Source organism: Micromonospora sp. NPDC048930, from assembly GCF_043197935.1.
Classification (GTDB): Bacteria; Actinomycetota; Actinomycetes; order Mycobacteriales; family Micromonosporaceae; genus Micromonospora.
In genome coordinates this window covers 143,125-155,125 of the sequence record NZ_JBICUB010000006.1, presented here as the reverse complement: position 1 = coordinate 155,125, position 12,001 = coordinate 143,125, and the positions used below count along the sequence as shown (strand labels likewise).

Sequence of the window (12,001 nt, the reverse complement as noted above, 5' to 3'; positions counted from 1 at the left end):
CGTCGATGCCGGGCATCATTCCTGCATGGGGGAGAACGGATGGCACTGGACCGACGCCTGGATCTTCGTCTCACTGGTGATCGCCAGCGGTGCCGGCCGGCACCGCCGGTCGGCCAGCACCCGGCGGCCCGAGGGCGTCCGCCTGGCCGACGTCCTCTCCACCGCCGACCACCTCAACCGGTCCATTCCGGAGCGGCACGAGGTGGAGACCGCGGTCCGTCGGCTGGTCGGCGCCGGTCTGGTCAGCGTCTCCGACGGCTGGTTCCGGATCACCCCGGACGGCGAGCGGCTCTGGCGTACCCGGCCCAGCGCCGGGGTGGGGACCATGGTGGACACCGTGCAGGGCGTGCTCAGCCGGCGGCACATCCCCGGTGAGGCCGACTGGAGCCTCGACGAGGGCGACCACGCCGCCGCCGTGCAGGAGTACGCGGTCCGCTCGATCCCGATGCCCCGCCGCTCCCCCGAGGGCCACTCCGGCCGTCCCTGACCCGCCTCGCGCGGGCCGGGGCGGGCGCGGGGTCAGCGGACCGGGTGCCCGGCCCCCCGCAGGGCGTCCTTGACCTCGCCGACGGTCAGCTCGCCGAAGTGGAAGACGCTGGCCGCGAGCACCGCGTCGGCGCCCGCGCCGATGGCCGGCGGGAAGTGGGCCACCTCGCCGGCCCCGCCGCTGGCGATCACCGGCACGTCGACGACCTGCCGGACGGCCTGGATCAGCGGCAGGTCGAAGCCGGTCTTGGTGCCGTCGGCGTCCATCGAGTTGAGCAGGATCTCCCCCGCGCCCAGGTCGGCGGCGCGCGCCGCCCACTCGACCGCGTCGAGCCCGGTGCCCCGGCGTCCGCCGTGGGTGGTCACCTCGAAGCCGCTGGGCGTGGCGCCGGCCGGGGCTCGGCGGACGTCCAGGGAGAGCACCAGCACCTGCCGGCCGAACCGGTCGGCGATCTCGGCGATCAGCTCGGGGCGGGCGATGGCGGCGGTGTTCACCCCGACCTTGTCCGCCCCGGCGCGCAGCAGCGTGTCGACGTCGGCCACCCGGCGGACGCCGCCGCCGACGGTGAGCGGGATGAAGACCGACTCGGCGGTGCGGCGGACCACGTCGAGCATGGTCCCCCGGTCACTGGCGGATGCGGTGACGTCGAGGAAGGTCAGCTCGTCCGCGCCGGCCCGGTCGTACGCCGCGGCCAGCTCCACCGGGTCGCCGGCGTCGCGCAGGTCGAGGAAGTTGACCCCCTTGACCACCCGCCCGGCGTCCACGTCGAGACAGGGGATCACCCGTACCGCCACCGTCATGTCGCGAGCCTATCCAACGCGTACGGCCCGGCGGCCGGCCCGAGGGGGCCGGCCGCCGGGAAACGAGTCCGGGGTCACACCCGGACGAGCATCTTGCCCAGGTTCTCGCCGCGCAGCATGCCGAGGAACGCCTCCGGGGCGTTCTCGATGCCGTCGACCACCGTCTCGTCGTACCTGATCCGGCCGTCCCGCAGCCAGCCGGCCATCTCCTGGACGAACTGCTCGCGCAGGTGCCCGTGGTCGCCGACCAGGAAGCCGCGCAGGGTGAGCCGCTTGCCGATCAGCAGCGCCAGATTGCGCGGCGCGGCGGGCGGCTCGGTGGCGTTGTACTGCGCGATCATGCCGCAGATGGCGGCCCGGCCGTGCAGGTTCATCGCGCCGATGGCGGCCTCCAGGTGCTCGCCGCCGACGTTGTCGAAGTACACGTCGACGCCGTCCGGCGCGGCGGCCCTGAGCTGGTCCCGCACCGGACCGTCGTGGTAGTCGAAGGCGGCGTCGAAGCCGAGCGCCCGCAGCCGCTCGACCTTGGCCGGCGAGCCGGCGCTGCCGACCACCCGGCCGGCGCCGCGCAGCTTGGCGATCTGGCCGACCATGCTGCCCACCGCGCCGGCCGCGCCGGAGACGAAGACCGTCTCGCCGGGCTTCATGGCGGCCACGTCGAGCAGGCCGGCGTACGCGGTGAGCCCGGTCATGCCGAGCACGCCCAGGTAGGCGCTGACCGGGGCCAGGCTCGGGTCGACCACGCGGGCGGCCCGGGCGTCGACCAGCGCGTACTCGCGCCAGCCGAGACCGTGCAGGACCGTGTCGCCGGGCTTGACACCCTCGGCCTCGCTGGCCACCACCTCGCCGATCGCGCCGCCGTCGAGCGGGGCGTCGAGCGCGAACGGCGGCACGTAGGACTTCACGTCGTTCATCCGGCCGCGCATGTACGGGTCGACCGAGATGAACCGGTTGCGGACCACGATCTGGCCCGGACCCGGGGTGGGCACCTCGGTGGTGACCAGGCGGAAGTTGTCGGCGGTCGGCCAGCCCTGCGGGCGGGACGCCAGGTGGATCTCCCGGTTGGTGGTCACCGCGACTCCCGGACGGTGAGGGCGACCTCGATGTTGCCCCGGGTCGCGTTCGAGTACGGGCAGACCTGGTGCGCCTGCGCGACGAGCTGCTCGGCGGCGGCCCGCTCGACGGCGGGCAGGTCCACCACCAGGGTGACGGCCAGGCCGAAGCCGCCGCTGCCGTTCGGGCCGATGCCCACCTCGGCCTCGACGACCGAGCCGGCGACGTCCGCCTTCGCCCGGCGGGCGACCAGCCGCAGGGCGGAGTGGAAGCAGGCCGCGTACCCGGCGGCGAAGAGCTGCTCCGGATTGGCCGCGCCGCCGGCGCCGCCCATCTCCTTCGGGATGGCCAGGTCCAGCTCGAGGGTGCCGTCCGAGGTGCGGACGTGGCCGTCCCGGCCGTCCCCGGTCGCCCGGGCGGACGCGGTGTAGAGCACCTGCATGGTCACTGCTCCTTCTGTCGGTGGATCGTCTCGGTGACCCGGGTGAGGGTGTCGCGGAGGGCGACCAGCTCGGCCTGGGTGAGGCCGGTGGCGCGGGCCACCCGCCGCGGCACCTCGTCCATCCGCTCCCGCAGGGCCCGGCCCTGCTCGGTGAGGCGCACCTCGACCCGGCGCTCGTCCTGCGCGGCGCGGGTACGCACCACGAAGCCCGCCGCCTCCAGCCGCTTGAGCAGCGGGGAGAGCGTGCCGGAGTCCAGCCGGAGCTGGCCGCCGAGCTCGGAGACCGTGGGGGCGTCGTCGCCGCGCTCCCAGAGCACCAGCAGCACCAGGTACTGCGGGTAGGTCAGGCCGTGCTCGTCGAGGATCGGCCGGTAGACGTCGGTGAGGGCGCGCGACGCCGCGTAGAGGGCGAAGCACACCTGCCGGCGCAGCACCAGGTCATCGGTCACGCGGTAGACGGTAGTGCGCAATTAAGTTGTGCACAACTCATTCGGCCGTGCTGTGACCATGGCCACCGTCCGGCGGCAGGGGAACCCTGACCCTGATCGCGCGCCGGTCCCGCCCCCGTCGCCCGGGCTGGGGACGGCAGTGCCTGGAGACGTCCTTCGGACCTGATGTCACAGACGACTCAGCCGGTGCCCGCCAGGCCCCGGACGAGGCCGCCACCCGCCGGTGTGGACCCCGCCCGAGTCGCTGGTGATATCAGCCCCACAGGCGGCTGCGACCTGTCCCGGCGCCGGTGGACGGCAGGCGCCCGTCCCGGCGCCGGTGGCGCGGAGCGGCCCCGGCGCCCGTCGCAGGCGGTCAGGCGCCGGCGGCCGGGCCCGGATCAGCCTTCCGGAAGCCCGGCACCCCGTTCGACCTCGACCAGGGTGGTCAGGCCGCGTTCCGCAGGGTGGCGAGGGCCTCGGCGACGGTGAACGCGCCCGCGTACAGCGCCTTGCCGGCGATCACGCCCTCCACGCCGACCGGCTCCAGGCTGGCCAGGGCGCGCAGGTCGTCCAGGGTGGAGACACCGCCGGAGGCGATCACCGGGGCGTCGGTGCGGGCGCAGACCTCGCGCAGCAGGTCCAGGTTCGGCCCGCGCATGGTGCCGTCCTTGGTGATGTCCGTGACCACGTACCGGGAGGCACCCGCCTTGTCCAGGCGCTCCAGCACCTCGTACAGGTCACCGCCGTCGCGGGTCCATCCCCGCGCGGCCAGGGTACGGCCCCGCACGTCCAGCCCGATCGCCACCCGGTCGCCGTACTCGCCGCAGATCCGGTCGCACCACTCCGGGTCCTCCAGGGCGGCGGTGCCGATGTTGACCCGGGCCGCGCCGGTGCCGAGGGCCGCGGCCAACGACTCGTCGTCCCGGATCCCGCCGGAGAGCTCCACCTTGACGTCGAGCTGGCGCACCACCTCGGCGAGCAGGTGGGCGTTGGTGCCCCGGCCGAACGCGGCGTCCAGGTCGACCAGGTGGATCCACTCCGCGCCGTCGCGCTGGAAGGCCAGCGCCGCCTCGATCGGGTCGCCGTAGGTGGTCTCGCTGCCGGCGGCGCCCTGCACGAGCCGGACGGCCTGGCCGTCGGCGACATCCACGGCGGGCAACAGGGTGAGGCTCAACGCTCTTCTCCTCGGGTCAGGTACGACGGTCCAGGGCGATCACCACGATCGCCGGCAGGACCAGCAGCAACAGCACGACCAGCGCCAGCCGCAGCGCCAGGTCGTCGACGAAACTCCAGATGCCGGCCAGCGCCGCCCCGGTGAGCAGCACGATCGCCGCCCGCTCGCCCCGGGTGTGCCGGTTCAGCCGGCCGGTACGGCCCCGGCGCAGCGTCGGCGTCAGCCGGCGTACCAGCGCCCGGCGGCGCTCCCGGCGAGCCGCCCGGCGGAGGCGGACGGCGCGCTCGGCCGCCAACTGGGCCTGGCGGGCCTCCCGCCGGCGGGCCCGCTCCTTGCTCACCGGACCACCACGGTCAGCGACCCGCTCCTCGCGCTCACAGCGTACGGAGCCAGTTGCGCAGCAGGATGGCGCCGGTGTCGGCCGACTTCTCCGGGTGGAACTGGGCCGCCGAGAGCGGACCCCGCTCCACCGCGGCCACGAAGTCCGTCCCGTGCTCGGCGGTCGTCACGGCCGCGCCGGCGGCGGCCAGCCCGGCCACGTCGGTCACTCCGTACGAGTGGACGAAGTAGAACCGGGCGTCGTCCGGCAGGCCGGCGAAGAGCGTCGAGCCCGCCGGGGCGTGCACGGTGTTCCAGCCCATGTGCGGCAGCCGCTGCGCGGGCAGCTTCGTCACCCCGCCGGGCAGCAGCCCGAGTCCCTTGGTCACCACGCCGTGCTCGTCGCCGTGCTCGAAGAGCACCTGCATGCCGACGCAGATGCCGAGCACCGGGCGTCCCGCGGCGACCCGCTCGGCGATGACCGGCCCGGCGCCGAGCGCCTCGATCCCGGCCATGCAGGCGGCGTACGCGCCGACGCCCGGCACCACCAGGCCCGTCGCCTCGGCGGCGGCGGTCAGGTCGTCGGTGACGGTGACGTCCGCGCCGGCCCGTTCCAGGGCGCGCTCGGCCGACCGCAGGTTGCCCGAACCGTAGTCGAGCACGACCACGCGCTTGGTCACGACCCCTCCCCGGGTAGCAGCCGGAGCAGCCCGCCGACGGTGGCCAGCACGGCCAGCAGGCCGGTGATCACCACCGCGGCACGCGGGGCGCCCTGCTTGTACAGCGACCACGTCCCCCCGACCAGCACACCGGCCAGGATCAGCAGCAGCGTGGGCAGCGCGGCGCCCATCAGAGGGCGCCCTTGGTGCTCGGCACCACGCCGGCGTTGCGCGGGTCGATCTCGGTGGCCTCGCGCAGCGCCCGGGAGACCGCCTTGAACTGCGCCTCGACCACGTGGTGGGCGTCCGGGTGGCCGCCGGGACGGGCCGCGCGCAGCACGTCCACGTGCAGGGTGATCCGGGCCGCCTGGCCGAAGGACTCCCAGATGTGCCGGGTCATGCTGGTCGGGTAGACCGGCCCGATGTACGGCGCGAGCGGCGGCTCGTCGTGCAGCACGTACGGCCGGCCGGAGAGGTCGACGGCGGCCCGGACCAGGACCTCGTCCATCGGGACGGTGGCCGAGCCGTACCGCCGGATGCCGGCCTTGTCGCCCAGCGCCTCGTCGAACGCGGCGCCCAGGGCGAGCGCGGTGTCCTCCATGGTGTGGTGGGCGTCGATCTCCAGGTCGCCCATGGTGTGCACGGTCAGGTCGAAGCCGCCGTGCCGGGCGATCTGGTTCAGCATGTGGTCGTAGAAGCCGACGCCGGTCTCGATGTCGGCCTTGCCGGTGCCGTCGAGGTCGATCTCGACGAGCACCTTGGTCTCCTTGGTGACCCGCTCCACCCGGGCGGTCCGGCTCATCGCAGTGTCTCCATCGCAGAAAGGAAGGCGTCGGTCTCGGCGGGGGTGCCGGCGGTGACCCGCAGCCAGCCGGGCAGGCCGACGTCGCGGACCAGCACGCCGGCGTCGAGCAGGGTGCGCCAGGCGGCGGCCTGGTCGCCGCCGACCTCGAAGAGCACGAAGTTGGCGTCGCTGTCGGCGACCCGGTGCCCCCGGGCGCGCAGTTCGGCGACGATCCGGTCCCGCTGCCCCATGATCGCGGCGACCGTGCCGAGCAGGGCGTCGCGGTGGGCCAGCGCCGCGCGGGCGGCGGCCTGGGTGAGCGCGGAGAGGTGGTACGGCAGCCGGACGAGCTGCACCGCCTGCACCACCGCCGGGTCGGCGGCCAGGTAGCCGAGCCGCCCGCCGGCGAAGCCGAACGCCTTGCTCATGGTCCGGGTGACCACCAGCCGGGGGTGCTCGGGCAGCACGGCCAGCGCGCTGACCGTGCCCGGCCGGGCGAACTCGGCGTACGCCTCGTCCACGATCACCATGCCGGGCGCCTCGTCCAGCACCGCGGCGACCACGGCCGGGTCGAGCGCGGTGCCGGTCGGGTTGTTCGGCGAGCAGAGGAAGACCACGTCCGGCCGGTGCGCCCGGACCTGGGCGACCGCCTCGGCCGCGGTGAGGCCGAAGTCGACGCCCCGCACGGCCGGGATCCAGCCGGTGCCGGTGCCGAGCGCCAGCAGCGGGTGCATCGAGTACGCCGGGGTGAAACCGAGCGCGGTGCGCCCGGGGCCGCCGAACGCCTGGAGCAGCTGCTGCTGGATCTCGTTGGAGCCGTTGGCCGCCCAGACCTGGTCGACGGTGAGCCCGTGGCCCAGGTAGCCGGCCAGGTCGGCGCGGAGCGCCACGGCGTCCCGGTCCGGGTAGCGGTTGAGGTCGCGCAGCTCGGCGGCGAGCGCCTTGCCGATGGCGTCCACCACCGCGTCGGGCACCGGGTAGGAGTTCTCGTTGGTGTTCAGCCGGACCGGCACGTCCAGCTGCGGCGCCCCGTACGGCGTGAGGCCCCGCAGGTCGTCCCGGATCGGCAGGTCGCCCAGCGTGGTCACGAGGTCTCCCTCGGGAAGCGCACGCTGACCGCCTGCCCGTGGGCGGGCAGGTCCTCGACTCCGGCCAGGGTGACCACGTGCGGGGCGACCTCGCGCAGCGCGTCCTGGCTGTATTCGACCAGGTGGATGCCGCGCAGGAAGGACTGCACAGACAGCCCGGAGGAGTGCCGCGCGCAGCCGCCGGTGGGCAGGACGTGGTTGGAGCCGGCGCAGTAGTCGCCCAGCGACACCGGCGACCAGGCGCCCACGAAGACCGCCCCGGCGTTGCGGACCCGCAGCGCCCACTCGCGGGCGTTCTCGGTCTGGATCTCCAGGTGCTCGGCCGCGTACGCGTCGACCACCCGCAGCCCGGCCTCGAGGTCGTCGACCAGGACCACGCCGCTCTGCTCGCCGCGCAGCGCGGTGGCGATCCGCTCGGTGTGCTTGGCCGCGGGCACCTGCCGGGCCAGCTCGGCGTCGACCGCCTCGGCCAGCGCCACGGACGGGGTGACCAGCACGCTGGCCGCGAGGGGGTCGTGCTCGGCCTGGCTGATCAGGTCGGCGGCGACGTGCGCCGGGTCGGCGGTGTCGTCGGCGAGGATGGCGATCTCGGTCGGGCCGGCCTCGGCGTCGATGCCGACCACGCCGCGCAGCAGCCGCTTGGCGGCGGTGACCCAGATGTTGCCCGGGCCGGTGACCATGTCGACCGGGTCGCAGCGCTCCGCGCCGTCCGGGTCGACGGTCGACCCGTACGCCAGCATGGCGACCGCCTGGGCGCCGCCGACCGCGTACACCTCGTCGACGCCGAGCAGCGCGCAGGCCGCGAGGACCCGCTGGTCGGGCAGGCCGCCGTTGTCCTGCTGCGGCGGGCTGACCACCACCAGCGAGCGCACCCCGGCCGCCTGGGCGGGGACCACGTTCATCACCACGGTCGACGGGTACATGGCCAGGCCGCCGGGGACGTACAGGCCGACCCGGTCGACCGGCACCCAGCGCTCGGTCACCGTGCCGCCCGGCACCACCTGGGTGGTGTGGTCGGTGCGGCGCTGGTCGGCGTGGACCTTGCGGGCCCGGGTGATCGACTCCAGCAGCGCGGCCCGGACCTGCGGGTCGAGCGTCCCCTCGGCCTCCTTGATGGCCGTCACCGGCACCCGCAGGCACTCCGGGGAGATGCCGTCGAACCGTTCGCTCGCCTCCCGGATCGCCGGGTACCCATGGTCCCGGACCGCCTCCACGAGGGGGCGGATCCGCTCGACGGCCACGGACACGTCGAGCTGGGCACGGGGCAGCAGGCGGCGCGGGTCACGGGCCCCGCCGCGCAGGTCGATCCGGTTCAGCACCCGTACGAGTCTAGGCGGCCCGTCCGGGACGGGGCCCGCGCCGCCCGCAGGCCGGGACGGTGAGCCGGGACACGTCGGCCCGGCGAGATCGGGATACGCTCGGACCCGTGACCGCACGGCTGCCGGTGTTCCCGCTGGGGACGGTCCTCTTTCCCGGGCTGGTCCTCCCGCTGCACATCTTCGAGGAGCGCTACCGGGCGCTGGTACGCCACCTGGTCGGCCTGCCCGAGGGCGCGCCCCGCGAGTTCGGGGTGGTGGCGATCCAGGCCGGCTGGGAGGTCGCTCCGGCCGGGCCGGATCGGCCGGCCCTCGGCGGCGGGGAGGTCACCCTGCACGAGGTGGGCTGCACCGCCGAGCTGCGGCAGGTGACCGAACTGGCCGACGGCGGGTTCGACATCGTCACCGTGGGGCGGCGGCGGTTCCGCATCGCCGAGGTGGACTCCGGCGCTGCGCCGTACCTGACCGCCGAGGTGGAGTGGCTGCCGGAGCCGGCCGGCACGGACGAGGTCGCCGACCTGCTCGCGGCCCGGGTGATCTCGGTGTTCCGGCAGTACCTCGGCCTGGTCCGGCCGGACCCGCAGGAGATCTCCGAGCAGCTGCCGGAGGACCCGACCGTGCTGTCGCACCTGGTCGCCGCCACCGCCGCGCTGACCGTCGCCGACCGGCAGCGGCTGCTCGCCATCGACGACACCGCCGCCCGGCTCCGCGCCGAGCTGCGGCTGCTCCACCGGGAGGCGGCCCTGCTGCGCCAGGTCCGGGCCGTTCCGGTGCCGCTCAACGAGCTGGCCGGTCCTCCGGCCCCGAACTGATCCCCGGGCCGGCCGGCGGCTCGCCACCGTCGAGCCCCGGGCCGGTGGGCGGCCCGCCACCGTCGAGCCCCGGGCCGGGCGGCGGCCAGCCGGCGCCGAGCTCCGGCTCCGGGCGCAGCGACGGCCACCGCGACCAGCCGGCCAGCAGGGTGTACGTCACCGCCGCGCCGAACGCCGGCAGCAGCAGGTTGCCGTGCGGCACCGGCAGCAGGCCGTACCAGTCGATCCCGCCCGCGCGCAGGTCGGCCGGCTTGGTGAAGGCCGTCCCGTCCGGGGCGGTGGCCAGCAGCCGGTGGTAGGTGCCGAGCCCGATCCGGCGGCCCACCTGCCAGGCCACCACGGCAGCGCCGATCCCGCCGAGGGCCCCGACGAGCAGGCCGACCGGCCCGCGCCGGCGGCGCAGCAGCACCCAGAGCGCGATCGCGACGAGCACCCCGAAGGCGAGCCCGAGCAGGCTGAACCAGCCGTCGGCGGCGATCGGCTGCTCCGGCTGCGGGGTGGCGTAGATGGCGCCCTCGGCGGTCTTCTGCACCGGGGTGTCCGGTGCCACGGCGGCCCAGAGCAGGCCCAGCGGCGCACCCAGCAGGCTGACCAGGAGCGCGACGGCCAGGGTGGCCCCCACCGTGCGGAGCCGGCCGGTGGGCCGGTCGGTGACGGGCGTCACGCCGGGCATCGCGTCGACCAGGCCCGGATATCCGGCGAGCGGGTCCGCGCCGGGCGCGGTGACCGGGGTGCCGGCGGGCACCGGCAGGCCGGACGGCCACCCGGGCACTGCGGACCCGGCCGCCTCCGCCCCGGCGGGCGGGCCGGCGTCGAGCGGCGCGAAACCGCCGGCCGGCGCGGCACTCGTACCGTTGGCCGGGGTCGGACCGTCCGCCGGGCCGGCGCTCAGGCCCTCGGCGCGGCCCGGGCCGTCGGCCGTCCCGGTGTCGGAACCGGCGTCACCGCCCGGCCGGCCAACTTCCGGGGCGGGGCGCGCGGAGGTCTCCGGGCCGCCGGTCCGGTGGTCGGCGGCACCGGGCGCGCCGGAACGGTCGGCGGCCCGCTCGGGATCAGGGGTGCTCACCCGGTGATCCTCTCAGGCGACGGGCCGGCGCGGGGCGGCGGTCGCGGTCAGCGGGTGAACGGTTCCAGCATCACGGCGGCGGCCTTGAGCCAGGCCTGCCGGGTCTCCGCCTGGAGCTGGTGATACTCGATCGAGGAGCCGGTCTCCAGGGCCGGGTCGTACGGGACCACCGCGACCGCGCGGGTGCGGGTGGCGAAGTGCCGCTCCAGGTCGTCCTGGAGCGGGCTGCGCCCCGGCGTGGGGCAGGAGATCAGGGTGACCGCGTTGTCGGCCAACTCCCCCATCCCGACCTCGTGCAGCAGGTCGAGCATCCAGTCCGCGCTGAACGCGGCGTCCTCGCGCGGCACGGTGGTCACCACGAGCTGGTCGGCCGCCTGCATCACGGTGCGCCAGTTCGGGCTCTCCACGTTGTTGCCGGTGTCCACGCAGACCACGTCGTGGGTCCGCCGCAGCAGCTCCAGCACCCGCTTGACGGTGAACTGGTCCAGCCGCTGGGCGAACCGCGGGCTCTCCTCGCCGGCCAGCACGTCGTACGAGCCGTCGGAGGCGTGCCGCAGGTAGTCGTCCAGGTGCTCCAAAAGGGTGTTGCCCTCGAGGATCTCGATCTGCGCGAGGTCGTGGACCAGGTGCCGGACCGTACGCGCGTGCCGGGCGCTGCCGGCGCGCAGGCCGAGGGTGCCGCGCAGCTCGTTGTCGTCCCAGGCCAGCACCCCGCGGCCGCGGACGCTGCCCACGGTGGCCGCGGCGAGCACGGTGGCGGTGGTCTTGTGCACCCCGCCCTTCGGGTTGGCGAAGGCGAGCACCCGGGGACCGCCCAGCTCGCGGCGGAGCACCCCGGCGGCCCGCTCCAGCTCGTTCTCCGGCTCCGGGGCGCGCCACTCGACCCGGGCCGGCTCCACCCGGGCGGGATAGCCCTCGGGCGACCGCTGGTACGGCACGGCGGGCGCGGCCGGCTCCGGGTAGGCCGGCTCGGCCGCCGGGAGGGCCTCCGGCCGGTAGCGGCCGCGCTCCAGCAGGGCGTACCGGGACTCCACCGGGGGCGGCTCGGGCCGGTAGCCGTTGTCGAGCAGCGCGTACCGGGAGTCGACGGGTGCGGTGCCCCGGCCGCGCGCCTCGGGCTCGGGGTAGTCCTGCGGGTAGCTCGGCTCGGCCCGCCAGGACGGCTCGGCGCGCGGGTCCGGGTCGGTGCGGTACGCCGGCTCCGCCCGGTAGGCCGGCTCGCCGCCGTAGCCGGGTTCGAGCCGGTAGGCCGGCTCCACCCGGTAGGTCGCCTCCACCCGGTAGGAGGGCTCGGCGCCGTACGGCTGCTCGACCTGGTGCCCGGGGGCCTGGGCCCGGCCGGTCCAGCCGGTGCCGGCGGCGCGCCGGGGCAGGGGTTCGCCGGACGGCGGCCCGTGTTCCTCGGCCCGGCGGTCCGGCTCGGTCTGCTCCGCGCCACGGCCGCTGAGCCGGGCCCGGTCGAGCAGCGCCCGCCACCGCGGCGCCGGCTCTGCCTGCCGACCCCAGCCGGTCTCGCTGCCGTCCAAGGCTTCGCCCTCCCCGACCCCATCGATCTCCGCCTGACAGGCTAC

Annotated in this window: 15 protein-coding genes; 2 read left to right on the top strand and 13 right to left on the bottom strand. The window is 75.6% G+C overall.

All coding sequences use genetic code 11. The annotated features are described in order from the left end of the window. The first annotated feature begins 25 nt into the window (after positions 1–25). Positions 26–487: a hypothetical protein gene (locus ACGFI9_RS17695; RefSeq protein WP_393179041.1), complete on the top strand. Its 462-nt coding sequence runs from the start codon at positions 26–28 to the stop codon at positions 485–487. A 32-nt stretch (positions 488–519) separates the two neighbouring features. Here ACGFI9_RS17695 and hisF read toward each other — a convergent pair whose 3' ends face one another. The 11 genes from hisF to hisD form a co-directional block, all read right to left on the bottom strand. Continuing rightward, complete coding sequence (gene hisF / locus ACGFI9_RS17690; protein ID WP_393179039.1) at positions 520–1,287, bottom strand: imidazole glycerol phosphate synthase subunit HisF; 768 nt, start codon at positions 1,285–1,287, stop codon at positions 520–522. Between the two features lie 74 nt (positions 1,288–1,361). Then, a complete protein-coding gene (locus tag ACGFI9_RS17685; RefSeq protein ID WP_393179038.1) occupies positions 1,362–2,360 on the bottom strand; it encodes an NADP-dependent oxidoreductase in 999 nt (332 codons plus the stop codon). Further along, complete coding sequence (locus ACGFI9_RS17680; protein ID WP_393179366.1) at positions 2,357–2,782, bottom strand: organic hydroperoxide resistance protein; 426 nt, start codon at positions 2,780–2,782, stop codon at positions 2,357–2,359. The genes ACGFI9_RS17685 and ACGFI9_RS17680 overlap by 4 nt, the downstream gene beginning before the upstream one ends. A gap of 2 nt (positions 2,783–2,784) precedes the next feature. Further along, complete coding sequence (locus tag ACGFI9_RS17675) at positions 2,785–3,231, bottom strand: MarR family winged helix-turn-helix transcriptional regulator (RefSeq protein ID WP_393179036.1); 447 nt, start codon at positions 3,229–3,231, stop codon at positions 2,785–2,787. A gap of 427 nt (positions 3,232–3,658) precedes the next feature. After that, the gene (priA, locus tag ACGFI9_RS17670; RefSeq protein WP_393179035.1) at positions 3,659–4,387 is read right to left on the bottom strand and encodes a bifunctional 1-(5-phosphoribosyl)-5-((5-phosphoribosylamino)methylideneamino)imidazole-4-carboxamide isomerase/phosphoribosylanthranilate isomerase PriA; all 729 of its coding nucleotides are present in this window, start codon (positions 4,385–4,387) and stop codon (positions 3,659–3,661) included. A 16-nt stretch (positions 4,388–4,403) separates the two neighbouring features. Further along, entirely contained in the window at positions 4,404–4,727 is a 324-nt protein-coding gene (locus ACGFI9_RS17665; protein WP_393179034.1) for a hypothetical protein, read from the bottom strand. A 34-nt stretch (positions 4,728–4,761) separates the two neighbouring features. Continuing rightward, positions 4,762–5,385 carry an imidazole glycerol phosphate synthase subunit HisH gene (gene hisH, locus ACGFI9_RS17660; RefSeq protein ID WP_393179033.1) on the bottom strand — a complete coding sequence of 208 codons (624 nt, stop codon included), beginning with the start codon at positions 5,383–5,385 and terminating at the stop codon, positions 4,762–4,764. Further along, positions 5,382–5,555, bottom strand: a complete 174-nt coding sequence (locus ACGFI9_RS17655) for a hypothetical protein (RefSeq protein ID WP_393179032.1) — start codon at positions 5,553–5,555, stop codon at positions 5,382–5,384. The genes hisH and ACGFI9_RS17655 overlap by 4 nt, the downstream gene beginning before the upstream one ends. After that, complete coding sequence (gene hisB, locus ACGFI9_RS17650; RefSeq protein WP_393179030.1) at positions 5,555–6,166, bottom strand: imidazoleglycerol-phosphate dehydratase HisB; 612 nt, start codon at positions 6,164–6,166, stop codon at positions 5,555–5,557. The genes ACGFI9_RS17655 and hisB overlap by 1 nt, the downstream gene beginning before the upstream one ends. Next, entirely contained in the window at positions 6,163–7,236 is a 1,074-nt protein-coding gene (locus tag ACGFI9_RS17645) for a histidinol-phosphate transaminase (protein ID WP_393179029.1), read from the bottom strand. Before ACGFI9_RS17645 ends, hisB begins: the two co-directional genes overlap by 4 nt. Continuing rightward, positions 7,233–8,555: a histidinol dehydrogenase gene (gene hisD / locus ACGFI9_RS17640; protein WP_393179028.1), complete on the bottom strand. Its 1,323-nt coding sequence runs from the start codon at positions 8,553–8,555 to the stop codon at positions 7,233–7,235. Before hisD ends, ACGFI9_RS17645 begins: the two co-directional genes overlap by 4 nt. A 107-nt stretch (positions 8,556–8,662) precedes the next feature. Here hisD and ACGFI9_RS17635 point away from each other — a divergent pair, with 107 nt between their 5' ends. Continuing rightward, on the top strand, positions 8,663–9,364 hold the full coding sequence (locus ACGFI9_RS17635; RefSeq protein WP_393179027.1) for an LON peptidase substrate-binding domain-containing protein: 702 nt from the start codon (positions 8,663–8,665) through the stop codon (positions 9,362–9,364). On the opposite strand, the gene ACGFI9_RS17630 is transcribed toward ACGFI9_RS17635, so the two are convergent. Then, a complete protein-coding gene (locus ACGFI9_RS17630; protein ID WP_393179365.1) occupies positions 9,330–10,037 on the bottom strand; it encodes a DUF2567 domain-containing protein in 708 nt (235 codons plus the stop codon). The two genes, ACGFI9_RS17635 and ACGFI9_RS17630, sit on opposite strands and share 35 nt — an antisense overlap. A 440-nt stretch (positions 10,038–10,477) precedes the next feature. Then, positions 10,478–11,956, bottom strand: a complete 1,479-nt coding sequence (locus tag ACGFI9_RS17625; protein WP_393179026.1) for an AAA family ATPase — start codon at positions 11,954–11,956, stop codon at positions 10,478–10,480. Positions 11,957–12,001: the final 45 nt, after the last annotated feature.

Coding starts and splice junctions, on each gene's coding strand:
- ACGFI9_RS17695 (WP_393179041.1), top strand. CDS start 26: ATGGGGGAGAACGGATGGCACTGGACCGACGCCTGGATCTTCGTCTCA.
- hisF (WP_393179039.1), bottom strand. CDS start 1,287: ATGACGGTGGCGGTACGGGTGATCCCCTGTCTCGACGTGGACGCCGGG.
- ACGFI9_RS17655 (WP_393179032.1), bottom strand. CDS start 5,555: ATGGGCGCCGCGCTGCCCACGCTGCTGCTGATCCTGGCCGGTGTGCTG.
- ACGFI9_RS17680 (WP_393179366.1), bottom strand. CDS start 2,782: ATGCAGGTGCTCTACACCGCGTCCGCCCGGGCGACCGGGGACGGCCGG.
- hisB (WP_393179030.1), bottom strand. CDS start 6,166: ATGAGCCGGACCGCCCGGGTGGAGCGGGTCACCAAGGAGACCAAGGTG.
- ACGFI9_RS17630 (WP_393179365.1), bottom strand. CDS start 10,037: ATGCCCGGCGTGACGCCCGTCACCGACCGGCCCACCGGCCGGCTCCGC.